Raw genomic sequence first — 22,755 nt, forward strand, 5'->3', positions numbered from 1 at the left:
GGCTTACGCACGCATGCGGGTGATGCGGGTGACGCCGGTGAGGGCGCGCAGTTTCTTGATGACTCGGGCCAGGTGCACGCGGTCATGCACGCTGACGACCAGTTGGACCACGCTGATGCGGCCATCGCGCTCATCCATGCTGATTTTCTCGATATTGCCGTCGGCTGCGTTGACGCTACTGGCCAGCAGGGCGATCAGGCCGCGTTGGTGCTCCAGCTCGACGCGCAGCTCGACGTTGAATTCGCCGGTGACGTCCTTGGCCCAGGAGAGCTGGATGCATTTTTCCGGGTTGTGGCGGATTTCGCTGATGTTGCGGCAGTTATCCAGGTGCACGACCATGCCTTTGCCCGCGGACAGGTGGCCGACAATCGGATCGCCGGGGATCGGTGTGCAGCACTTGGCGTAGCTGAGCACCAGGCCTTCGGTGCCGCGGATCGCCAGTGGGCCTTCGGGGCTGGGCAGTTGTTCGCCTTCACCCAGCAGGCGGCGGGCGACCACGTAGGCCATGCGGTTGCCCAGGCCGATGTCTTCGAGCAGGTCTTCGATCAGTTCCAGGCGGTACTCGTGGAGCATGGCCTGGATGCGCTCGGCCGGGATCTTGTCCAGGGCGCTGTCGAAGCCGTTGAGGACCTTGTTCAGCAGGCGCTCGCCGAGGCTGATGGACTCGGAGCGGCGTTGCAGCTTGAGGGCGTGGCGGATGTGCGTGCGGGCCTTGCCGGTGACCACGAAGTTGAGCCACGCCGGGTTGGGCCGCGCGCCGGGGGCGCTGACGATTTCGACGGTGGAACCGCTCTGCAGGGGTTCGGACAGCGGCGCGAGGCGACGATTGATCCGACAGGCGATGCAGCTGTTGCCCACATCGGTGTGCACCGCGTAGGCGAAATCCACCGCCGTAGAGCCTTTGGGCAGCTCCATGATCCGGCCCTTGGGGGTGAAGACGTAGACTTCGTCCGGGAACAGGTCGATTTTTACGCTTTCGATGAATTCCAGGGAGTTGCCGGCACGTTGCTGCATTTCCAGCACGCCTTTGACCCATTGGCGGGCGCGGGCGTGAGTGCCCTTGGGCTGCTCGTCGCCGGTGGATTTGTACAGCCAGTGGGCGGCGATGCCGTTGTTGGCCATTTCTTCCATTTCGCGGGTGCGGATCTGGATTTCGATCGGCACGCCGTGCATGCCGAACAGCGTGGTATGCAGGGACTGATAGCCGTTGGCCTTGGGGATGGCGATGTAGTCCTTGAAGCGCCCCGGCAGCGGTTTGTACAAATTATGTACAGCCCCGAGCACCCGGTAGCAGGTGTCGACCTTGTCAACGATGATGCGGAACGCGTAGACGTCCATGATCTCGTTGAAGGCCCGGCGCTTGCCGCGCATCTTTTTGTAGATGCCGTAGATGTGCTTCTGGCGCCCGCTGACCTCGCCCTGGATGCCGTCGATGGCGAGGCAGTGGCTGAGGGATTCCTCGATTTTGTTGACGATTTCCTTGCGATTGCCTCGGGCGCGCTTGACGGCTTGGTAGATGCGCGCCGAGCGCATGGGGTGCATGGCCTTGAAACCCAGGTCCTCGAACTCGATGCGGATACTGTGCATGCCCAGGCGATTGGCGATGGGCGCATAGATTTCCAGGGTTTCTTTGGCGATGCGCCGGCGTTTTTCGCCGGACAGCACTTCCAGCGTGCGCATGTTATGCAGGCGATCAGCCAGCTTGACCAGGATCACGCGGATATCGCGGGCCATGGCCATGGCCATTTTCTGGAAGTTCTCGGCCTGGGCCTCGGCCTTGGTCTCGAAATTCATCTGGGTCAGTTTGCTGACCCCGTCGACCAATTCGGCCACGGTTTCACCGAACTGCGCTTGCAGCGCCTCTTTGGCAATACCGGTGTCTTCGATCACGTCATGGAGCATGGCGGCCATCAGGCTCTGATGGTCCATGTGCATGTCGGCAAGAATGTTCGCCACGGCAAGAGGGTGCGTGACGTATGCCTCGCCGCTACGGCGGCGTTGGCCGTCGTGGGCTTGTTCGGCGTAGAAATACGCTCGGCGGACCAGATTGACCTGGTCCGTGCCGAGATAGGTCGATAAGCGATCGGCGAGGGCGTCTATGCTCGGCATGATGACTCCTGCCGTAGGCTGTGACCCTGCGCCGTGCTACGTCGACCGGGCATAGGCTTAGACGGCCTCGTTGGACTCGTCCTCGAACGCTGCGAACAGCGGTTCGTCTTCGACGATTTCGGCCTCGGCGATCACGGCGTAGCTCATCAGGCCAGCGGCGATTTCGCGCAGTGCCATTACGGTCGGCTTGTCATTTTCCCAAGCCAGCTTTGGCTCTTTGCCACCGGTTGCCAATTGACGAGCACGCTTGGTAGAGAGCATGACCAGCTCAAAGCGGTTATCCACGTGTTCTAGGCAGTCTTCAACGGTTACGCGGGCCATGGTATTCCTCGTAGCAAATGCAATATGCGCGCAGCCCGAATGGGCGAGCGGACTCAACAGTTTAAAAAATCACCAGCAATTAGGGAAGCGCTGATTTGTCGCTCGCCATGGCAAAGCGCTACAAGTGCCAATGTAAGGCCCTTGCAGCCGTTTTGGAAAGTGCTGTTTAACCCAGCAGTTCGGCGAGCAACTTGCCAAAACGCTGCTGTTGGCGCTTTTGCTGGAGCTGATTGGCACGGAAAATCGCTTTCAGATCGTCCAGCGCATGGGTGAACTCGTCGTTGATGATGAGGTAGTCATAGTCCACGTAGTGGCTCATTTCGCTGACGGCTTCACGCATGCGCCCGTCGATAATCTCGTCGCTGTCCTGGCCGCGGTTGGTCAGGCGCTGATGCAGCGCTTGCAGCGAGGGCGGCAGGATGAAAATCGAGCGGGCCTGGGGCATCAACTTGCGCACTTGTTCGGCGCCTTGCCAGTCGATTTCCAGTATCAGGTCGTGGCCTTCGTCGAGGGTCTGCTGCAAGTGGCTCTGCGAGGTGCCGTAGAGGTTGCCGAACACCTCGGCGCGCTCCAGGAAGTCGCCGTGTTCGATCATTTTCACGAACTCGCTGCGTTCGACGAAGTGGTAGTTCACGCCATTCACTTCACCGGGGCGCATGGCCCGGGTGGTGTGGGAGACCGAGACGCGGATTTCCGGGTTGGCGTCGGTGAGGGCCTTGACCAGGCTGCTTTTGCCCGCGCCCGAAGGGGCGGAAATGATGTAAAGGGTGCCGGTGCTGTGGGTCATGGAGGGTGCCTTACTCAATATTCTGTACTTGTTCGCGCATTTGCTCGATCAACACTTTGAGGTTGACCGCCGCTTGGGTGCTGCGCGGGTCGAAGGCTTTGGAGCCCAGTGTATTGGCTTCGCGGTTGAGTTCCTGCATCAGGAAATCCAGGCGCCGACCGGCGGCGCCGCCGGCCTTGAGGACGCGGCGCACTTCGAGGATGTGGGTGCTTAGGCGGTCGAGTTCCTCGGCCACGTCGCTTTTCTGCGCGAGCAAGACCATTTCCTGCTCCAGGCGCTGCGGGTCGAGGTCGGCCTTCATGTCGGCGAAGCGGTCGAGCACCTTCTGGCGCTGGGTGGCGAGCATGTGTGGCACCTGCACGCGCAGGGTCGCCACGTCTTCTTCTATGGCGTCCAGGCGTTCGTGAATCAGGCGTGCCAGCTCCGCGCCTTCGCGCTGGCGGCCGGCCTTGAGTTCTTTGAGGCCTTGGTTGAACAAGGCCAGTGCCTGGGCGTTGAGGGCCTGCGGGTCGGTGGCGTCGGCTACCAGCACGCCGGGCCAGGCCAGCACTTCCAGCGGGTTGAGGGCGGCCGGTTGTTTTATCAGGCTGGCCACAGTTTCGGCGGCGGCGACCAGTTGGGCGGCGCGCTCGCGGTCAACTTGCAGGGGTTTGCCGGTGCTTTCCTCGGTAAAGCGCAGGGTGCATTCGAGCTTGCCCCGCGATACGCCCTGGCGCAGCGCCTCGCGCACGGCGCCTTCGAGGTCGCGAAAGGATTCGGGCAGGCGTAGGTGAGGTTCCAGATAGCGGCTGTTGACCGAGCGCAACTCCCAGCTCAGGGTGCCCTGGGTGCCGGCGTTCTCGACGCGGGCGAAGGCGGTCATGCTGTGCACCATGGCAGGTACCTCGCGATTCGGAACCGCCGCTGGACGGGGCCGATGGATAAATGATGGCCAACAGGCATTGAAGGGGCCGGATTGTAGCGCAGAGCGGCGGATGCTCCCAAGCCGGGCGTGGCCCACCGGTCACAGCACGGTTTTTTAGGCGTGCCCCGTGGGCGTGGTCGGCACTATAATGCTCGGCAGTTTTCCGTCCCCGTACAGGTGTTCCCCTATGAAACGTCCAAGTGGTCGCGTTGCCGATCAGCTTCGCTCGATCCGCATTACCCGCAACTACACCAAACACGCCGAGGGCTCTGTACTGGTCGAATTTGGTGATACCAAAGTGATTTGTACGGTCAGCGTCGAGAACGGCGTGCCGCGTTTCCTCAAAGGCCAGGGCCAAGGCTGGCTGACCGCCGAGTACGGCATGCTGCCGCGCGCTACTGGCGAGCGTAACCAGCGCGAAGCCAGCCGTGGCAAGCAGGGTGGCCGCACCCTGGAAATCCAGCGTCTGATCGGTCGTTCCCTGCGCGCCGCGCTGGACATGTCCAAGCTTGGCGATGTGACTCTGTACGTCGATTGCGATGTGATCCAGGCCGACGGCGGTACCCGCACCGCATCCATCACGGGCGCCATGGTGGCCTTGATCGACGCGCTGAAAGTCATCAAGAAGCGTGGTGGCCTCAAGGCTGGCGACCCGCTCAAGCAGATGATCGCGGCGGTGTCCGTGGGCATGTACCAAGGCGAGCCGGTGCTGGACCTGGACTACCTCGAAGACTCCGCAGCCGAGACCGACCTTAATGTGGTCATGACCGGTACCGGCGGTTTCATCGAAGTGCAAGGCACTGCTGAAGGCGCGCCATTCCAGCCTGAAGACCTGACCGCCATGCTGGAGTTGGCGAAAAAAGGCATGGCTGAAATCTTTGAATTGCAAAAAGCGGCCTTGGCCGACTGATTGCGCCTCACCCTTAAGGAGCGTGTGATGAGCGATGAACTGCAACCCGTGCCGACTTTAAGCCGCGAGGTCCGTCAGTGGGCGATGTTCTGTCACTTTTCCGCTTTCCTGGGGATGTGGTTCCCGTTCGGCAGCCTGATCGGGCCGTTGATCCTGTGGCAGGTCAAGCGTGAGGTGGACCCGTTCATCGACGCCCAGGGCAAGGAAGCGCTGAACTTTCAGATCACCGTGGCCATCGCCTCGGCCATCTGTTATTTGCTGATGTTCGTGCTGATCGGCTTTGCCCTGCTGGCGTTGGTGCTGATTGGCGCACTCGTGCTGACCATCATTGCCGGGATCAAGGCCAACGAAGGTGTGGCTTATCGCTACCCTTTCACTTGGCGCCTTATCAAGTAGGCTGCGGCAGGATTCACGGCCACAAAAAAACCGACAGCGATGTCGGTTTTTTTGTGGCTGCGAAAAGATGCTTAGATGGTCAGCGTCCAGTCGTAGTCCACGATCAGCGGCGCATGCTGCGAGAACCGTGGCTGGCGCGGCAGGCGCGCGCTACGCACGAAGCGACGCAGGCCGGGGGTCAGTAACTGGTAGTCGAAACGCCAACCCAGGTTGAGCATCTCGGCTTGTTCGTTGTCCGGCCACCAGCTGTATTGGTCGCCTTCGCGGCTGACTTCGCGCAGTGCATCCACGTAGCCCATGTTGCCAACGATCTCGTCCATCCAGGCCCGTTCCGGTGCCAGGAAGCCGGGGGATTGCTGGCTGTCGCGCCAGTTTTTTATGTCCAGCTTCTGTTGCGCCACATACAGCGAGCCACAGTAGATGTACTCGCGGCGTTTGCGACGCTGTTTGTCCAGATAACGGGCGAAATCGTCCATTAGCTTGAACTTTTGGTTCAGCTCTTCATCGCCGTTCTGCCCTGATGGAAGCAGCAAGGTCGCGATGCTGACCTTGTCGAAATCGGCTTGCAGGTAGCGCCCGTAGCGGTCGGCTGTCTCGAAGCCGAGGCCGCTGATGACCGCCTTGGGTTGCAACCGCGAATACAAAGCCACGCCACCTTGGGTGGGAACTTCGGCATCACAGGCATAAAGGAAGTAGCCATCCAGTTGGAAGGCTGGGTCGTCCAGTTCAAAGGCGGAGGCGCGGGTGTCCTGCAGGCAGATGACGTCGGCATTCTGAGCTTGCAGCCAACTGAGCAAACCACGCTCGACTGCAGCCTGAATACCATTGACGTTCACACTGATGATCCGCATAAATGGCCCCAAAAATCGCGTGCGTGTATGATACCCGAGCTCTACCTAATTAGCTAAAGCCGTGGTATCTGGGGTTTTTTCATGCAGGCGTATCAGCGCGATTTCATTCGTTTTGCCATCGATCGCGGGGTTTTGCGCTTCGGTGAGTTCACCCTCAAGTCCGGGCGTACCAGCCCATATTTCTTCAACGCAGGTCTTTTCAACTCGGGTTCGGCACTGGCCCAGTTGGGGCGTTTCTACGCGGCCGCCATCGTTGAAAGCGGTATTGGCTTCGATGTGCTCTTTGGCCCGGCCTACAAAGGCATTCCCTTGGCGGCAACCACGGCCGTGGCTTTGGCCGAACACCACGGGCGCGACCTGCCTTGGTGCTTCAATCGCAAGGAAGCCAAGGCCCACGGTGAGGGCGGCAGCCTGGTGGGCGCGCCGTTGACCGGCGAGGTGCTGATTATCGATGACGTGATAACCGCCGGCACCGCGATCCGCGAGGTGATGCAGATCATTGCTTCTCAGGACGGCGCCAAGGCCGCCGGCGTGCTGATCGCTCTCAACCGCCAGGAGCGCGGCAACGGTGAGTTGTCGGCTATCCAGGAAGTGGAGCGCGATTTCGGTATCCCGGTCATCAGCATCGTGTCGCTGAACCAGGTGCTGGAGTTCTTGGCCGATGACCCCGAGCTCAAGCAGCACTTGCCTGCCGTACAGGCCTATCGCGAGCAGTTCGGCGTCTGATTGGCGCCGTTAAAAAAAGACCCCGCTCAGCCAGGCTGAGCGGGGTCTTTTTGCATGCGCCGCGGCTTAAGGGCGCTTGCGATTGCTGATAAGGGTGCCCACACCGGTGTCGGTGAAGATTTCCAGCAGAATCGCATTGGGCACGCGGCCGTCAATAATCAGCGAACTGCCGACGCCACCTTGTACCGCCTCCAGCGCGCAGCGGATCTTGGGCAGCATGCCGCCGTAGATGGTGCCGTCGGCGATCAGGTCGTCGACTTGCTGGGTGGTCAGGCCCGTCAGGACTTGCCCGGACTTGTCCATCAGGCCGGCGATGTTGGTCAGCAGCATCAGCTTCTCGGCTTTGAGGGCCTCGGCTACCTTGCCCGCCACCAGGTCGGCGTTGATGTTGTACGACTCGCCGTTGGCGCCCACGCCGATCGGCGCGATCACGGGGATGAAATCACCCTTGACCAACAGGTTCAGCAGGTCGGTGTTGATGCCGACCACTTCGCCGACGTGGCCGATATCGATGATTTCCGGCGTGGTCATTTCCGGGGTCTTGCGGGTGACGGTGAGTTTTTTCGCGCGGATCAGTTCGGCGTCCTTGCCCGTCAGGCCGATGGCGCTGCCGCCGTGGCGGTTAATCAGGTTGACGATGTCCTTGTTGACCTGCCCGCCGAGGACCATTTCCACCACGTCCATGGTTTGCGCGTCGGTCACGCGCATGCCATCAACGAAATGGCTCTCGATGGACAGGCGCTTGAGCAAGTCACCGATCTGCGGGCCGCCGCCGTGCACGACCACCGGGTTGATGCCCACGGCCTTCATCAGCACGATGTCGCGGGCGAAGCCGGTCTTGAGCTCTTCGCTCTCCATTGCGTTGCCGCCGTATTTGATGACCAGCGTCTTACCGACGTAGCGTCGAATATAGGGCAGCGCTTCGGATAGAACCTTGGCGGTGTTGGCAGCGGCGTCGCGTTCGAGGGTCATTAAGGGCTCCGGCAAAACGAGGGATTAGTCGATCAGAACGGCAGTTGAAGGTTGGGGGCTACACGTTTCAATTGGGCGTGGAACACGTCCTTGATGCGTTGCAATTCGGCGTCGTTGTCGGCCTCGAAACGCAGCACCAGCACCGGTGTGGTGTTGGAGGCGCGAACCAGGCCCCAGCCCTGTGCATAGTCGACCCGAACACCGTCGATGGTGGTCAGGTTGGCGCCGGCGCCCCATTGTGCGTCGTGCAGCGCGTCAATGATGCTGAATTTGCTCTCTTCGGTCACATGGATATTGATTTCCGGCGTGGAAATATCGTTCGGGAAGGTCTGGAACAGGTCTTCGCAGCTCGCCGTTTCCTTGCTGAGGATTTCCAGCAGGCGCGCGGCGCTGTAGATGCCGTCGTCAAAGCCGAACCAGCGTTCCTTGAAGAACACGTGGCCGCTCATCTCGCCTGCGAGCAGGGCGCCGGTTTCTTTCATCTTCTTCTTGATGAGGGAGTGGCCGGTTTTCCACATCAGCGGGCGGCCGCCGTATTCCTGGATAAGGGGCGTGAGGCGGCGGGTGCATTTGACGTCGAAGATGATTTGCGCGCCCGGGTTGCGGGCTACCACGTCCCGCGCGAACAGCATCAACAGGCGATCCGGGAAGACGATGCTGCCGGTATTGGTCACCACGCCGACGCGGTCGCCATCGCCGTCGAAGGCCAGGCCCAGGTCGGCGTTGGTTTCCTTGACCTTGGCGATCAGGTCCACGAGGTTTTCCGGCTTGCCCGGGTCCGGGTGATGGTTGGGGAAATTGCCGTCTACCTCGCAGAACAGCGGGATGACTTCGCAGTTCAGCGCTTCAAGCAATTGCGGGGCGATCACGCCAGCGGCGCCGTTGCCGCAATCGACCACCACTTTGAGGCGGCGCGCGAGTTTGACGTCGTCGACGATGTGCGCGGCGTAGCGTTCAAGGATTTGCACCCGGGTCACGCTGCCTTCGCCACGGGTCAGGTCGTTGGTCTTGAGGCGGGTGTGCAGGGCCTGGATCTGTTCGTTGGCCAGGGTGTCGCCGGCGATGACGATCTTGAAGCCGTTGTAGTCCGACGGGTTGTGGCTGCCGGTGAGCATGACCCCGGATTTACCCGCCAGCACGTTGGCCGCGTAGTAGAGGGCGGGGGTGGGCACCAGGCCCACGTCGCTGACGTGGCAACCGCTGTCGCATAGGCCCTGGATCAGTTGCGCGACCAGTTCCGGGCCGGACAGGCGACCGTCGCGGCCGACCGAGATGTGCGGTTCGCCCTGGGCCAGGGTCTGGGCGCCGATGGCCCGGCCGATCCAGTAGGCGGTTTCGCCGGTCAGGGTTTTGGGCACCACGCCACGGATGTCGTAGGCGCGAAAGATGCTGTCGGGAAACGCAGGTGCTACGGGGGCTGCATGGCTCATCGCTGAGGTTGCTCCAACTCAAAGGTTGCTGGACGGGACGACGAACGGCTCGCCGGCGGGTTCAAACTGAAGGGTATGACGGCGTTTTCGCCACAGAGTTCGTGGTGTGAAATGGCCACCCCGGCGGTTGGGGTGGCCTGGTCGGGGCCACTCAGTGGCTGCCGGAGTGACCGAAACCACCAGCGCCGCGCTGGGATTCATCGAAGGTTTCGACCAACTCGAAGTGCGCCTGCACCACGGGCACCAGGACCAGTTGGGCGATGCGCTCGCCCACGGCGATGTTGAATGCGGTCTGGCCACGGTTCCAACAGGAGACCATCAACTCGCCCTGGTAGTCGGAGTCGATCAGCCCCACCAGGTTGCCGAGCACGATGCCGTGCTTGTGGCCCAGGCCCGAGCGCGGCAGCACCAGTGCGGCCAGGCCTGGGTCGCCGATGTACACCGACAGGCCGGTGGGGATCAGCAGGGTCTGGCCCGGCTCAAGGACGGTGTCTTGCTGGAGCATCGCGCGCAGGTCGAGGCCGGCGGAGCCGGGCGTGGCGTACTGGGGCAGGGGGAATTCGCTGCCGATGCGGGGGTCGAGGATCTTGGCTTGCAAAGCGTGCATGGTGTTAAACCTGGTTCAGTCGGTCGGCGATAAAAGCAATCAGTTGGCGGGCAATCTTGCCCTTGCTGGTCTGGGCGAAAAGGGTGGCGTGCAGTTCGCGGTCGATCACGCTGCAGGCGTTTTCCTCGCTGTTGAAGCCAATGCTGGGGTTGGCCACGTCGTTGGCGACGATCAGGTCGAGGTTCTTGTCTTTGAGCTTGCGCGCGGCGTAGTCCAGCAGGTGTTCGGTCTCGGCGGCGAAGCCGACGCTGAAGGGGCGGTCCGGACGGGTTGAGATGCTGGCCAGGATGTCCGGGTTGCGCACCATTTGTAGTAACAGGCCGTCGCCGTTTGTAGGGTCTTTCTTGAGTTTTTGCGGGGCAACCACTTCTGGGCGGTAGTCCGCGACTGCTGCCGAGGCGATGAATAGGTCGCACGGCATCGCAGCTTCACAGGCGGCGAGCATGTCCCGGGCGCTGACCACGTCGATGCGGGTGACGCGGTCCGGGGTCGGCAAGTGCACGGGGCCGGTAATCAGCGTGACGCGGGCGCCTGCTTCCACCGCGGCTTCGGCCAGGGCGAAGCCCATTTTCCCGGAGCTGTGGTTGGTGATGTAGCGCACCGGGTCGATGTTTTCCTGGGTCGGCCCGGCGGTGATGAGCACGTGCTTGCCGGTCAGCGCCTGGCGCTGGAAGCAATTGGCAGCGCAGTCCACCAGGTCGTTGGCTTCGAGCATGCGGCCCATGCCGACGTCGCCGCAGGCCTGGCTCCCGGAGCCCGGGCCGAACACACGCACGCCACGGCTTTCCAGCAACTGGGTGTTGGCCAGGGTGGCCGGGTCGCGCCACATGGCTTGGTTCATCGCGGGGGCGATGGCGATGGTGGCGTCGGTGGCCAGCACCAGGGTGGTCAGCAAATCGTTGGCGATGCCTTGGGCCAGGCGCGCAATCAGGTCTGCGGTGGCGGGCGCGATCAGCACCAGGTCGGCCCAGCGGGCCAGTTCGATATGACCCATTGCCGCTTCGGCGGCCGGGTCGAGCAAGTCCAGGTGAACCGGGTGCCCGGACAACGCTTGCATGGTCAGCGGGGTGATGAACTCACTGCCACCGCGGGTCATGACCACACGCACTTGCGCACCCTGGTCGATGAGCCGGCGAACCAGCTCGGCGCTCTTGTAGGCAGCAATGCCGCCGCCAACGCCCAGAACAATGCGTTTCCGATACAGCCGCTGCATAGGCCTGCCTTTGAGTTCAGTGATGACTGCGCGCGATGTCCCTCCCCAGGCCAAATCACGCGCAAAAAAGATGGGCTACGATAACACAGCGACCGCTATGGAACAGCGGCGCCCATCCACAAGGAGGTGCTATGAGCATCCGCAATTGGCCTGCCGCGGAGCGTCCGCGAGAGAAGCTTTTGGAGTCCGGCGCGGCGACGCTTTCTGATGCTGAACTGCTGGCGATTTTTCTGCGTACCGGGGTAACGGGCAAGAGCGCCGTCGATCTGGCGCGCCACCTGCTCCTGCAATTCGGCAGCCTGCGGGCGCTGTTGGAGGCGGATCTGCCGGCGTTCAGTCGACAGCTGGGGCTTGGGCCGGCTAAGTTCGCCCAATTGCAGGCTGTGCTGGAAATGGCGCGCCGGCACCTGGCAGAAAAGCTCCAGCGCGAATCGGTACTGGAGAGCCCGGAGGCAGTGCGCGACTACCTCAAGGCGTTACTGCGCCATGAACCCCATGAGGTGTTTGGTTGCTTGTTCCTGGACGCCAAGCACCGGGTGCTGGCGTTTGAGTCGCTGTTTCGCGGCACCATCGACAGCGCCAGCGTCTACCCCCGGCAAGTGGTCAAACGGGCGCTGGCGCACAACGCCGCGGCGTTGATCCTGGCCCACAACCACCCTTCGGGTGTCGCCGACCCCAGCCCTGCGGACCGGGTGCTGACCAAGCGCCTGCAAGAGGCGCTGGAGTTAGTTGACGTGCAGGTGCTGGACCACATCATCGTCGGGGGCGAAGACCCGATATCCATGGTGGAGTACGGCTGGATGTGACGATGCGGCGCCCATCATTTGACGCTGACTTTCGAAAAGTCCTGACGGCCGAATGGGCTGACCGAATAGCCTTCGATATTTTTGCGGGTCAGGGCAAACGCAGTGGGGTGCGCCAGGGGTACCCACAGCGCCTGTTGCTGGATTTGCGTCTGCGCCTGTTCGTACAACTTGCTGCGTACACCTTGCTCGCTGGTGGTCTTGCCAGCGCTGATGAGCTTGTCCAGGCCTGGGTCGCAGTAACGGGCGAAGTTGGTGCCCGATTGCACGGCCGCGCAGGAAAACTGCGGGGTCAGGAAGTTGTCCGGGTCGCCGTTGTCGCCGGCCCAGCCCATGAACAGCAGGTCATGTTCCCCGGCCTTGGCCCGACGAATTAGTTCGCCCCACTCGATCACGCGGATTTCCGCTTGGATGCCGACCTCTGCCAGGTCCGCCTGGAGCAATTGCGCGCCAAGGCTGGGGTTGGGGTTGAGCAGGCTGCCGGAGGGGCGCGTCCAGAGAGTGGTTTTGAAACCGTCCTTGAGGCCGGCCTTGGCCAGTAACTCCCGAGCCTTGGCAGCGTCGTGGCCATAGCCCGGCAACTCCTTGGCGTAGCTCCAGGTATTGGGTGGGTAAGGGCCGTTGGCGGCTTCGGCGGTGTCCTCGAACACGGCTTTGAGGTAGCTGGTTTTGTCGAACGCCAGGTTGATCGCCTGGCGCACTTGCGGTTTGTCCAGTGGCGGATGCTGGCTATTGATGGCGATGAATGCGGTCATGAATGCGGGCGTGTGCTCGACCTTGAGCGTCGGGTCCTGCCGGGCGGTGTTCACGTCCAATGGTTTGGGCGAGAGGGCGATCTGGCATTCATTGCGTCGCAGCTTTTGCAGCCGAACGTTGGCATCGGGGGTGATGGCGAAAATCAGGTTGTCGACCGCAGGCTTACCGGCGAAGTAGTCGCGGTTGGCCTTGTAGCGGATCACTGCGTCTTTTTGAAAGCGCGTGAAAATAAACGGGCCACTACCGATTGGCTGATTGTTGAGCTTCTCGGGCGTGCCGGCCTTGAGCAATTGGTCGGCATACTCGGCGCTATAAATAGAGGCGAAACCCATGCTCAGGGTGGCCAGAAAGGTGGAGTCCGGGTGGTCGAGGGTAAAGCGCACAGTGAGAGGGTCGAGGGCGTCGATCTTTTTAATCAGCGCGGGCAACTGCATCGATTGCGCATGTGGGAAGCCGCTTTGTGCGATTTTGTGCCATGGGTTTGCAGGATCAAGCATGCGGTCGAAGCTGAACTTCACGTCTTCGGCGGTCAGCTCGCGGCTGGGGTTAAAGTAGTCCGTTTTATGGAACTTCACCTGCGGATGCAGCTTGAACACATAGCTGAGGCCATCCGGGGAAATTTCCCAGCTGTCGGCCAGGCTGGGGACTACCTTGCCACTGGCGGTATCGAAGTCCACGAGGCGGTTCATCAATACATCGGCCGAGGCGTTGGTGGTGGTCAGCGAGTTGTACTGCACCACGTCGAACCCTTCCGGGCTGGCTTCCGTGCACACGCTCAGGGCGGCGGCATGGGCCAGCGGGCTTAGGAACGGAGCCAGCAGCAGGGGCAGGGCGGCGAGACGCATATTCGGTGTCCTTTGCAGATCGAGGGCCCATCTGCGCGCGCAGTCTGGAAAAGTCCTACCCTAGTGGCGTCTTTTGGAAATGACTATCCTATTTTTCATTTTGTTTCGGGCAGTGCATTTACGTCATCGACCGCGGGTCATTGGTCGGTTTTTTGTTTTTGTTGAATCGCTCCCGCACGGCGCCTGCGATGGTTGTGGGGCCCCAGCTGCTGGAGGGCGTTTACTCCGGTGATGGCGGTCGGGCCTTGGCGGGCGGGCGCAAGACCGCCTCGGGCGATGAGCGGCGCAGCGTATTTCGGTTGTTTGGCGGGCGCTCTAGCGCCGATAAAGCAGCCGTCGTGCAAAAGCAAAATCACATGGGCTGTTGTTGCTCTGAGGTCTTTCTGGTATAAAGCAGCGCTCTTTTCTAGGGGCCCGGTTCCTTCGCTTGTAGGTGTAGCCGGTAAGACCCTTAAAGAAACGCGGCGCCTGGCGCCAAATGACTGAGAGATTAAGCGGCCAACCCATGCCGGGTTGGGCATGTGGTTTTAGAGGGCTGAGGCATGTCGAGAGTCTGTCAAGTTACCGGTAAGGGTCCGGTGACTGGGAATAACATTTCCCACGCAAACAACAAAACCCGTCGTCGTTTCCTGCCAAACCTGCAGCATCACCGCTTCTGGGTTGAAGAAGAGAAACGTTTCGTGCGTCTGCGCGTATCTGCCAAAGGCATGCGTATTATCGACAAGCGTGGCATCACTGTCGTGCTGGCCGAAATCCGCCGTGCTGGCAAGATCTAAGGGAGCTAAATCATGCGTGAATTGATTCGTTTGATCTCGAGCGCCGGTACTGGTCACTTCTACACTACCGACAAGAACAAGCGCACGACTCCGGACAAAATCGAGATCAAGAAATATGATCCGGTTGTTCGTAAGCACGTGATCTACAAAGAAGGCAAAATCAAGTAATTGATTTGGCCTCCTTTAAGAAAAAGGCCCGTATCGCGAGATACGGGCCTTTTTCTTTGCCTGTTTTTACTCAGCCGCAGTTGATGCTACGGATAATCTTGTCGGCATCGGTTTGCAGGTTTATGCGGGTTGGGCGTCGATCCCAGGTGGATGGGAATCGTGGGCCGGTGAACCTTACCTGTGCTCCATTGGCCTTTTGACGAACCTCGGCGAGCAGCTCTTCGGTGGCGAGCATACCGATGGCGTATTGAGCGATAGAAATATCGCATGTGTTATCGGGCATTTTTTGCTTCCTTGCGTGACTGTTCATGGGGAAGCGCCCTATCGATCAACCGGCGAATACCGCTTCCTGCGATATTCGGTAGCGATTGGATTTTCAGAGCGCTGAAAACAGTGTGGTCGCCAAGTCATGAATTGCCTGGCCTGGGTTCTGCATAAGTGTTTCCAGATGCTGCCTGGTGAAGGCGCCGTCAGGCTTTTTGCTCGAACACCACGTAGATTTTCCGACAGGGTTGTAACACTTCCCAGGTGCCTCGGAACCCGGCCGGAATCACAAATCGGTCCCCCGCCCGCAGGGTCTTTGCATTGCCGTCGTCGTCACGCAGGACGGAGACGCCCTGGATGATCTCGCAGTATTCATGTTCGGTGTAATTGACCCGCCATTGCCCGGCATCGCCCTCCCATACGCCCGCGTTCATCTGGCCGCAGGGGCTGTTGTAGTGGTTGTAGAGGGTTTGCTGTGGGTCGCCCTTGAGGATTTTTTCCTCGGTGGGGCGATAGCGTTCCGCTGGGGTATTGGCTTGGCTGAAGTCGACAATCTCTTGGATACCCATTGCTGTTTTCTCCCGTGATTGCGGCGCGGATGGCTGAAAAGTCCGAAGTCTATGTTTATTAAAATGAACATCGCAAGGCGCTGCAGGGGCCTTGTGTCAAATATATTGAAACTTTGGCGGCCGCTGGTTTAGGGTGGCGGTTGCCTTGGGCCGATGTGAAGGCTGGCCGGGCAGAATTCCTGAAGGTGCCTGCATAGAACGCACAGCGCCTGTATTCAACAAGAGGAGGACACACGTATGACCACCCTGACTCGTGCCGACTGGGAACAACGTGCTCGTGATCTGAAGATCGAAGGCCGTGCCTATATCAATGGCGAATACACTGCTTCGGTTTCCGGCGATACCTTTGAATGTATCAGCCCGGTTGATGGCCGGCTGCTGGGCAGCATCGCCAGTTGTGACGTCGCCGATGCGCAGCGCGCTGTGGAAAACGCTCGTGCCACCTTCAATTCTGGCGTGTGGTCGCGCCTGGCGCCGAGCAAGCGCAAAGCCACCATGATCCGCTTTGCCGCCCTGCTCAAGGACAACGCCCAAGAGTTGGCCCTGCTTGAAACCCTCGACATGGGCAAGCCCATCAGTGACTCCCTGGGCATCGACGTGCCCGGTGCTGCCCAGGCCTTGAGCTGGAGCGGCGAGGCGATCGACAAGATCTACGATGAAGTGGCTGCCACGCCCCATGACCAATTGGGCTTGGTTACCCGTGAGCCTGTGGGCGTGGTTGCGGCCATTGTGCCGTGGAACTTCCCACTGATGATGGCCTGCTGGAAACTCGGCCCGGCGCTGTCCACCGGTAACTCGGTGGTGCTCAAGCCCTCTGAAAAGTCACCGCTGACGGCCATCCGTATCGCTGCATTGGCGGTTGAAGCGGGTATTCCCAAGGGCGTGCTCAACGTGTTGCCGGGTTACGGCCACACCGTGGGCAAGGCCCTGGCCCTGCATAACGATGTCGATACCCTGGTGTTCACCGGCTCCACCAAAATCGCCAAGCAACTGCTGATCTACTCCGGCGAATCCAACATGAAGCGGGTGTGGTTGGAGGCGGGCGGCAAGAGCCCGAACATCGTATTTGCCGATGCCCCGGACCTACAGGCCGCGGCCGAGTCTGCCGCCGGCGCTATTGCCTTCAACCAGGGCGAAGTCTGCACCGCTGGCTCGCGCCTGCTGGTGGAGCGCTCGATCAAGGATAAATTCCTGCCGCTGGTGATCGAGGCGCTCAAGGGCTGGAAGCCCGGCAACCCGCTGGACCCGGCCACCAATGTCGGCGCGCTGGTCGATACCCAGCAGATGAACACCGTGCTGTCCTACATCGAGTCCGGCCATAGCGATGGCGCCAAACTGGTGGTGGGTGGCAAGCGCATTCTCCAGGAAACCGGTGGCACCTATGTTGAGCCAACGATTTTCGACGGCGTCAGCAATGCGATGAAAATTGCCCAGGAAGAGATCTTTGGCCCGGTGCTATCGGTGATTGCCTTCGACTCGGTCGAGGAAGCCATCGAGATTGCCAACGACACGCCTTATGGGCTGGCGGCGGCGGTGTGGACGTCCAATATCTCCAAGGCGCACCTGACAGCCAAGGCGTTGCGTGCGGGCAGTGTGTGGGTCAACCAGTACGATGGCGGCGATATGACCGCACCGTTCGGTGGCTTCAAGCAGTCCGGTAATGGCCGTGACAAGTCGCTGCACGCCTTTGACAAGTACACCGAACTGAAGGCGACCTGGATCAAGTTGTAACCCGGCAACCCCGCCCAGAAACAGGCTGCGACCCATGTCGCGGCCTGTTGTGCTTCTGGTGAGGCATTTCGCCATCAAGCTCACTTCCTCTCTTACTTCGAGCGCGAGGCTACGGTGCGGTCAGAATTTTCTGCTGTAATTAGCGGAATGTGCGGCATTGCCCTATACCCAAAGCCATGAATTGCCATAGTGATAGTCAATCATCTGCGGCTTCCTGAACGGGGGAAGGGCGGCTATGATGGGCCACGTTTTTTTGCTTACAACCTGGAGACTTCCATGAGCAGCGATCTTATCAAACACGTTAGCGACGCTAGCTTCGAGGCTGACGTACTCAAGGCCGAAGGCGCTGTATTGGTCGATTACTGGGCTGAGTGGTGTGGCCCTTGCAAAATGATCGCGCCAGTCCTGGACGAGATTGCTGAAACCTACAAAGGCAAACTGACCGTTGCCAAGCTGAACATCGACGAAAACCAGGAAACGCCAGCCAAGCATGGCGTGCGTGGTATCCCGACGCTGATGTTGTTCAAGAACGGCAATGTCGAAGCCACCAAGGTCGGTGCGCTGTCTAAGTCGCAGTTAGCAGCCTTCCTCGACGCCAACATCTAAGCCTGATGAAAAGCCCCGCAAATTGCGGGGCTTTTCATTGTTCAGGGCTAGACGCTCCTAAATTCAGGTGTTACATTCGGCCCCGCACTGGTTTCTCCATTGCCCCCTGCAAGCCGTCGCCGACGCTCTCCTTTCGATTAGTACGCGATCCTGTCGCCTTCTCCGCGGCGCGGCCTCATTAAGCCAAAAGCTTAATTTCCCCCCCCTCCATAAATGATTACGTCATTCCTATATGAATCTGACTGAACTCAAGCAAAAGCCGATTACCGAACTGCTCGAATTGGCCGAACAGATGGGCATAGAAAATATGGCCCGTTCGCGCAAGCAGGACGTGATTTTCTCTCTGCTCAAAAAGCACGCGAAAAGCGGCGAGGAAATCTCCGGTGATGGCGTGCTGGAGATTCTCCAGGACGGCTTCGGCTTCCTGCGCTCCGCTGACGCCTCCTATCTGGCGGGCCCCGACGACATCTACGTCTCGCCGAGCCAGATCCGCCGTTTCAACTTGCGCACCGGTGACACCATCGTTGGCAAGATCCGCCCTCCCAAGGAAGGCGAGCGTTATTTCGCACTGCTCAAGGTCGATACGATCAACTTTGATCGTCCCGAGAACGCGAAGAACAAGATTCTCTTCGAGAACCTGACCCCGCTGTTCCCGACCGTGCGCATGAAAATGGAAGCCGGCAACGGTTCCACCGAAGACCTGACTGGTCGCGTGATCGACCTGTGTGCGCCCATCGGCAAGGGCCAGCGCGGCCTGATTGTGGCTCCGCCGAAAGCGGGCAAGACGATCATGCTGCAGAATATCGCCGCCAATATTGCGCGCAACAACCCGGAAGTTCATCTGATCGTGCTGTTGATCGACGAGCGCCCGGAAGAAGTGACCGAAATGCAGCGCACCGTGCGCGGCGAAGTGGTTGCCTCGACGTTCGACGAGCCGCCAACCCGCCACGTGCAGGTTGCCGAAATGGTGATCGAGAAGGCCAAGCGCCTGGTCGAGCACAAAAAGGACGTGGTGATCCTGCTCGATTCCATCACCCGTCTGGCCCGTGCCTACAACACCGTGATCCCGAGCTCCGGCAAGGTCCTCACCGGTGGTGTCGATGCCCACGCCCTGGAAAAACCGAAGCGTTTCTTCGGCGCTGCGCGCAACATCGAAGAAGGCGGTTCGCTGACCATCATCGCCACCGCGCTGGTTGAAACCGGCTCGAAGATGGACGAAGTGATCTACGAGGAGTTCAAGGGCACCGGCAACATGGAGCTGCCTCTGGATCGCAAGATCGCGGAAAAACGCGTCTTCCCGGCCATCAACATCAACCGTTCCGGCACCCGCCGCGAAGAGTTGCTGACCGCCGACGACGAGTTGCAGCGCATGTGGATCCTGCGCAAGCTGCTGCACCCGATGGACGAAGTCGCGGCTATCGAGTTCTTGATCGACAAGCTGAAACAGACCAAGACCAACGATGAGTTCTTCCTGTCGATGAAACGCAAGTAATTCGAGCGGGACCGCAAAAGGCCGGGGAAACCCGGCTTTTTGCTGTCTGACCCTTTATCATCGGGCAGCTCACTATTCGTAACAGTTGGCTTCGGCGCTAAACTCGTGCCCCGAACGCCACGGCCAAAACGAGGCTCAAGCATGCAGTATCGCGACTTGCGCGACTTTATCAGCGGTCTGGAAACGCGCGGCGAACTCAAGCGCATCCAGGTTCCGGTGTCTCCTGTGCTGGAAATGACCGAGGTCTGCGACCGCACCTTGCGTGCCAAAGGCCCGGCCCTGCTCTTTGAAAACCCCACCGGCTACGACATCCCGGTGCTCGGCAACCTGTTCGGCACTCCCGAGCGCGTGGCCCTGGGCATGGGCGCCGAAGCGGTCAGCGAGCTGCGCGAAATCGGCAAATTACTGGCCTTTCTCAAGGAGCCGGAGCCGCCCAAGGGCCTGAAAGACGCTTGGTCCAAGCTGCCGATCTTCCGCAAGATCATCGCCATGGCCCCCAAAGTGGTCAAAGACGCGGTGTGCCAGGAAGTGGTCATCGAAGGTGACGACGTCGACCTGGCGATGCTGCCCGTGCAGACCTGCTGGCCTGGCGATGTCGGCCCGCTGATTACCTGGGGCCTGACCGTCACCAAAGGCCCGAACAAGGACCGCCAGAACCTGGGCATCTACCGCCAGCAGGTGATTGGCCGCAACAAGGTCATCATGCGCTGGCTGAGCCATCGCGGCGGTGCGTTGGATTACCGCGAATGGTGTGAAAAACATCCGGGCCAGCCGTTCCCTGTTTCCGTGGCGCTGGGGGCGGACCCGGCCACCATCCTGGGTGCCGTCACCCCGGTGCCCGACAGCCTTTCCGAATACGCCTTCGCCGGGTTGTTGCGTGGCAACCGCACCGAGCTGGTGAAATGCCGCGGCAACGACCTGCAAGTGCCGGCCACCGCCGAGATCATCCTCGAAGGCGTGATCCACCCTGGTGAAATGGCCGACGAAGGCCCTTACGGCGACCACACCGGCTACTACAACGAAGTCGACAGCTTCCCGGTGTTTACCGTCGAGCGCATCACCCACCGTATCAAGCCGATCTACCACAGCACCTACACTGGCCGCCCGCCCGATGAGCCGGCGATCCTCGGCGTGGCGCTGAACGAAGTGTTCGTGCCGATCCTGCAAAAGCAGTTCCCGGAAATCACCGACTTCTACCTGCCGCCCGAAGGCTGTTCATACCGCATGGCGGTGGTGACCATAAAGAAGCAGTACCCGGGGCACGCCAAGCGCGTGATGCTGGGGGTCTGGTCGTTTTTGCGGCAGTTCATGTACACCAAGTTCGTTATCGTCACCGACGACGACATCAATGCCCGGGACTGGAACGACGTGATCTGGGCCATCACCACGCGCATGGACCCCAAGCGCGACACGGTGATGATCGACAACACGCCGATCGACTACCTGGACTTCGCCTCGCCGGTGTCCGGCCTGGGCTCGAAAATGGGCCTGGATGCCACCCACAAATGGCCCGGTGAAACCACCCGCGAGTGGGGGCGGGTTATCGTCAAGGACGAGGCGGTCACCCGCCGGATCGATGCCATCTGGAATCAGTTAGGAATAGATTGATGCGTGTAACCTTGCAGCCCTCCGGAGCAGTGCTTGAGATATTGCCCGGCGAGCGGATCCTCGATGGCGCACGGCGCCTGGGCTACGAATGCCCGCAAAGCTGCCGCAATGGCAATTGTCACGTGTGCGCCGCGCTGCTGGTTGAAGGCCGCGTGCAACAGGCCGGCGCGGTGCGCGACCACGGCGAGTTCTACACTTGCATTGCCGAGCCGCTGGAAGACTGCATCGTGCTGTGGGATGGCGTGCTTGCGCTGGGAGAACTGCCGGTGCGCAGCCTGTCGTGTCAGGTCAGTGAGTGCGTGGAGGTGGGCGGCGATGTCTGGCGTGTGCGCTTGCGCACCCCGGCCGGCAAAGCGCCGCGTTACCACGCCGGGCAGTACCTGATGCTGGAGCGCGAGAATGGCGAGAAATCGGCCTTCTCCCTGGCCTCCGCCCCCCACGCCGGGCGGGATCTGGAACTCCATGTACTGGTGCGTGAAGCCAGTGCGCAAACCCTCATCGAGCAACTGCAACGCAACCCATTGGTGCGAGTGGAAATGCCGTTTGGCGACACTCACTTGTCGCAACTGCCGGACGGCCCCCTGGTGCTGATCGCGGCCGGCACAGGCATGGCGCAGATGCACAGCCTGATCGAGCACTGCCGCGCCAAGGGCTTCAAGCATCCGGTGCATCTGTACTGGGGCGTGCGCCGCCCGCAAGATTTCTACGCCATCGAACACTGGGACCAATGGCAGCAACTGCCCAACCTCTACCTGCACAAAGTGGTCAGTGACCTGTGTGGCTGGGACGGGCGCTGCGGCATGCTGCATGAGGCGGTGTGCGAAGACATCCAGGACCTGTCCTCGGTTTACGTCTATGGCAGCGGCTCGCCGGCAATGATCTACGCCACCCTCGATGCCCTGGTGGACGCCGGCATGGACCCCCACCAAATGCGTGCGGATGTATTTGCCTACGCTCCTCGCGACTGAATCCTGGCGCGTTATAACTCCCTATATAGCTGATCGGTATTTATTCAAATGGATAGATATCGTTAGGCTATATAAAACAAAGGTTGAATTTAAAAACTGTGCCATGGCACTTAATTTGCCTTAAAACTTATGTGCCTTATTGTTACAGCGGTGCGTTCTATTAAGTAATTCTTCACTGCGGGGAGCTCAACGCTATTCGCCATGAGTGCCATTGAATCTGCTCTTGTGAATCCGGTTTATCCGCCGCGGCTCGATCTGGGGTCGCCCCTCACCCACGAACAACTGATGAGCTCGATGCAGGCCACCCTGGCCCGCCATCGCGGTGGCCCGGTGTGGCTGTTTGCCTACGGCTCGTTGATCTGGCGCCCCGAATGCTCGGCGGTGGAACGGGTGCGCGGCCGGGTCCATGGCTATCATCGCGGCCTTTACCTGTGGTCCCACGAACACCGTGGCACACCGGAACGCCCCGGCCTGGTCTTCGGCCTGGATCGCGGCGGCTCGTGCAGCGGCTTCGCCTACCGACTCCCGCAAGAGCAATTGCAAGATTCCCTCTACGCCCTCTGGCAGCGCGAAATGCCCGTGCCGTCCTACCGACCCCACTGGCTCAACTGCCGTCTTGAAGACGGTACGCGCGTGCAGGCCCTGGGGTTCGTACTGGAGCGCCACCTGCCCAGCTACGCCGGCAACCTGCCCGACAGCGTGCTGAGCCAAGTCTTCGAAAGTGCCTGCGGCCGTTATGGCACCACCCGTGACTACGTCGAGCAAACCGTCAATGCCCTACGCAGCCACGCCATGCCTGACCGTAACCTGGAAGCCCGCCTCAAGCGCTGCCGCGACGTGGCACAACAGACGCTGGCGGCCAGTATCTGACGGCTAACTCCTCCTTTCTGGGCGTTGACGGGTGCTTTGCCAGATAGCGCGTTAGAGCCCACTCGAAAACATA

General features: G+C 60.6%; 23 protein-coding genes and 1 pseudogene. 12 read left to right on the top strand and 12 right to left on the bottom strand.

Annotated elements, in window-relative coordinates; genetic code table 11:
* Nucleotides 1-3: 3 nt before the first annotated feature.
* The 4 genes from spoT to AC19YR_RS11225 all read right to left on the bottom strand — a co-directional run bounded on the left by spoT (nucleotide 4) and on the right by AC19YR_RS11225 (nucleotide 4,091).
* Nucleotides 4-2,109 (bottom strand): bifunctional GTP diphosphokinase/guanosine-3',5'-bis pyrophosphate 3'-pyrophosphohydrolase, encoded by a 2,106-nt coding sequence (gene spoT / locus AC19YR_RS11210; RefSeq protein WP_095108680.1) that lies wholly within the window; start codon nucleotides 2,107-2,109, stop codon nucleotides 4-6.
* Between the two features lie 57 nt (nucleotides 2,110-2,166).
* Nucleotides 2,167-2,430 carry a DNA-directed RNA polymerase subunit omega gene (gene rpoZ, locus AC19YR_RS11215; RefSeq protein ID WP_095108681.1) on the bottom strand — a complete coding sequence of 88 codons (264 nt, stop codon included), beginning with the start codon at nucleotides 2,428-2,430 and terminating at the stop codon, nucleotides 2,167-2,169.
* 166 nt (nucleotides 2,431-2,596) lie between these two features.
* Nucleotides 2,597-3,217 (bottom strand): guanylate kinase, encoded by a 621-nt coding sequence (gene gmk / locus AC19YR_RS11220; protein WP_095108682.1) that lies wholly within the window; start codon nucleotides 3,215-3,217, stop codon nucleotides 2,597-2,599.
* 10 nt (nucleotides 3,218-3,227) lie between these two features.
* Nucleotides 3,228-4,091 (bottom strand): YicC/YloC family endoribonuclease, encoded by an 864-nt coding sequence (locus AC19YR_RS11225; RefSeq protein WP_500598472.1) that lies wholly within the window; start codon nucleotides 4,089-4,091, stop codon nucleotides 3,228-3,230.
* 217 nt (nucleotides 4,092-4,308) lie between these two features.
* On the opposite strand from AC19YR_RS11225, the gene rph reads away from it, so the two are divergent.
* Nucleotides 4,309-5,031 carry a ribonuclease PH gene (gene rph, locus AC19YR_RS11230; protein ID WP_095108684.1) on the top strand — a complete coding sequence of 241 codons (723 nt, stop codon included), beginning with the start codon at nucleotides 4,309-4,311 and terminating at the stop codon, nucleotides 5,029-5,031.
* Between the two features lie 27 nt (nucleotides 5,032-5,058).
* Nucleotides 5,059-5,427, top strand: coding sequence for a DUF4870 domain-containing protein (locus tag AC19YR_RS11235; protein ID WP_095108685.1), 369 nt, complete (start codon nucleotides 5,059-5,061; stop codon nucleotides 5,425-5,427).
* Nucleotides 5,428-5,498: 71 nt separating this feature from the next.
* Here the strand turns inward: AC19YR_RS11235 and crc are convergent, their stop codons facing one another.
* Nucleotides 5,499-6,278, bottom strand: coding sequence for a catabolite repression control protein Crc (gene crc / locus AC19YR_RS11240; protein ID WP_095108686.1), 780 nt, complete (start codon nucleotides 6,276-6,278; stop codon nucleotides 5,499-5,501).
* Nucleotides 6,279-6,359: 81 nt separating this feature from the next.
* On the opposite strand from crc, the gene pyrE reads away from it, so the two are divergent.
* On the top strand, nucleotides 6,360-7,004 hold the full coding sequence (pyrE, locus tag AC19YR_RS11245) for an orotate phosphoribosyltransferase (RefSeq protein ID WP_095108687.1): 645 nt from the start codon (nucleotides 6,360-6,362) through the stop codon (nucleotides 7,002-7,004).
* Nucleotides 7,005-7,070: 66 nt separating this feature from the next.
* Here pyrE and argB read toward each other — a convergent pair whose 3' ends face one another.
* From argB to coaBC, 4 genes and pseudogenes are all read right to left on the bottom strand, one after another.
* The gene (argB, locus tag AC19YR_RS11250) at nucleotides 7,071-7,976 is read right to left on the bottom strand and encodes an acetylglutamate kinase (protein ID WP_095108688.1); all 906 of its coding nucleotides are present in this window, start codon (nucleotides 7,974-7,976) and stop codon (nucleotides 7,071-7,073) included.
* Nucleotides 7,977-8,008: 32 nt separating this feature from the next.
* A pseudogene (locus tag AC19YR_RS11255) lies at nucleotides 8,009-9,385 on the bottom strand (phosphomannomutase/phosphoglucomutase); the annotation flags it as partial.
* Between the two features lie 172 nt (nucleotides 9,386-9,557).
* Nucleotides 9,558-10,013, bottom strand: coding sequence for a dUTP diphosphatase (dut, locus tag AC19YR_RS11260; RefSeq protein ID WP_095108690.1), 456 nt, complete (start codon nucleotides 10,011-10,013; stop codon nucleotides 9,558-9,560).
* Between the two features lie 4 nt (nucleotides 10,014-10,017).
* Nucleotides 10,018-11,226, bottom strand: a complete 1,209-nt coding sequence (gene coaBC / locus AC19YR_RS11265; protein WP_095108691.1) for a bifunctional phosphopantothenoylcysteine decarboxylase/phosphopantothenate--cysteine ligase CoaBC — start codon at nucleotides 11,224-11,226, stop codon at nucleotides 10,018-10,020.
* Between the two features lie 131 nt (nucleotides 11,227-11,357).
* On the opposite strand from coaBC, the gene radC reads away from it, so the two are divergent.
* Nucleotides 11,358-12,032, top strand: a complete 675-nt coding sequence (gene radC, locus AC19YR_RS11270) for a RadC family protein (RefSeq protein ID WP_095108692.1) — start codon at nucleotides 11,358-11,360, stop codon at nucleotides 12,030-12,032.
* A 14-nt stretch (nucleotides 12,033-12,046) separates the two neighbouring features.
* Here radC and AC19YR_RS11275 read toward each other — a convergent pair whose 3' ends face one another.
* Complete coding sequence (locus AC19YR_RS11275) at nucleotides 12,047-13,630, bottom strand: ABC transporter substrate-binding protein (protein WP_095108693.1); 1,584 nt, start codon at nucleotides 13,628-13,630, stop codon at nucleotides 12,047-12,049.
* A 542-nt stretch (nucleotides 13,631-14,172) separates the two neighbouring features.
* On the opposite strand from AC19YR_RS11275, the gene rpmB reads away from it, so the two are divergent.
* Nucleotides 14,173-14,406 (top strand): 50S ribosomal protein L28, encoded by a 234-nt coding sequence (gene rpmB, locus AC19YR_RS11280; protein WP_019410280.1) that lies wholly within the window; start codon nucleotides 14,173-14,175, stop codon nucleotides 14,404-14,406.
* Nucleotides 14,407-14,418: 12 nt separating this feature from the next.
* Entirely contained in the window at nucleotides 14,419-14,574 is a 156-nt protein-coding gene (gene rpmG / locus AC19YR_RS11285) for a 50S ribosomal protein L33 (protein ID WP_003177274.1), read from the top strand.
* Between the two features lie 70 nt (nucleotides 14,575-14,644).
* Here the strand turns inward: rpmG and AC19YR_RS11290 are convergent, their stop codons facing one another.
* Both AC19YR_RS11290 and AC19YR_RS11295 read right to left on the bottom strand, forming a co-directional pair.
* Entirely contained in the window at nucleotides 14,645-14,857 is a 213-nt protein-coding gene (locus AC19YR_RS11290) for a peptidase inhibitor (RefSeq protein ID WP_095108694.1), read from the bottom strand.
* A 187-nt stretch (nucleotides 14,858-15,044) separates the two neighbouring features.
* Complete coding sequence (locus AC19YR_RS11295) at nucleotides 15,045-15,407, bottom strand: cupin domain-containing protein (RefSeq protein ID WP_095108695.1); 363 nt, start codon at nucleotides 15,405-15,407, stop codon at nucleotides 15,045-15,047.
* Nucleotides 15,408-15,644: 237 nt separating this feature from the next.
* Between AC19YR_RS11295 and AC19YR_RS11300 the strand changes: the two genes are divergently transcribed.
* From AC19YR_RS11300 to AC19YR_RS11325, 6 genes are all read left to right on the top strand, one after another.
* The gene (locus AC19YR_RS11300; RefSeq protein ID WP_095108696.1) at nucleotides 15,645-17,138 is read left to right on the top strand and encodes an aldehyde dehydrogenase; all 1,494 of its coding nucleotides are present in this window, start codon (nucleotides 15,645-15,647) and stop codon (nucleotides 17,136-17,138) included.
* 276 nt (nucleotides 17,139-17,414) lie between these two features.
* Complete coding sequence (gene trxA / locus AC19YR_RS11305) at nucleotides 17,415-17,744, top strand: thioredoxin TrxA (protein WP_003206727.1); 330 nt, start codon at nucleotides 17,415-17,417, stop codon at nucleotides 17,742-17,744.
* Between the two features lie 232 nt (nucleotides 17,745-17,976).
* Nucleotides 17,977-19,236 carry a transcription termination factor Rho gene (rho, locus tag AC19YR_RS11310; RefSeq protein ID WP_095108697.1) on the top strand — a complete coding sequence of 420 codons (1,260 nt, stop codon included), beginning with the start codon at nucleotides 17,977-17,979 and terminating at the stop codon, nucleotides 19,234-19,236.
* Nucleotides 19,237-19,377: 141 nt separating this feature from the next.
* A complete protein-coding gene (gene ubiD, locus AC19YR_RS11315; protein ID WP_095108698.1) occupies nucleotides 19,378-20,844 on the top strand; it encodes a 4-hydroxy-3-polyprenylbenzoate decarboxylase in 1,467 nt (488 codons plus the stop codon).
* On the top strand, nucleotides 20,844-21,812 hold the full coding sequence (locus AC19YR_RS11320; RefSeq protein WP_095108699.1) for a CDP-6-deoxy-delta-3,4-glucoseen reductase: 969 nt from the start codon (nucleotides 20,844-20,846) through the stop codon (nucleotides 21,810-21,812). Before ubiD ends, AC19YR_RS11320 begins: the two co-directional genes overlap by 1 nt.
* Nucleotides 21,813-22,013: 201 nt before the next feature.
* The gene (locus tag AC19YR_RS11325) at nucleotides 22,014-22,682 is read left to right on the top strand and encodes a gamma-glutamylcyclotransferase (RefSeq protein WP_095108700.1); all 669 of its coding nucleotides are present in this window, start codon (nucleotides 22,014-22,016) and stop codon (nucleotides 22,680-22,682) included.
* The last annotated feature ends 73 nt before the right edge of the window (nucleotides 22,683-22,755 follow it).

Source organism: Pseudomonas sp. MF08817 (assembly GCF_059862705.1).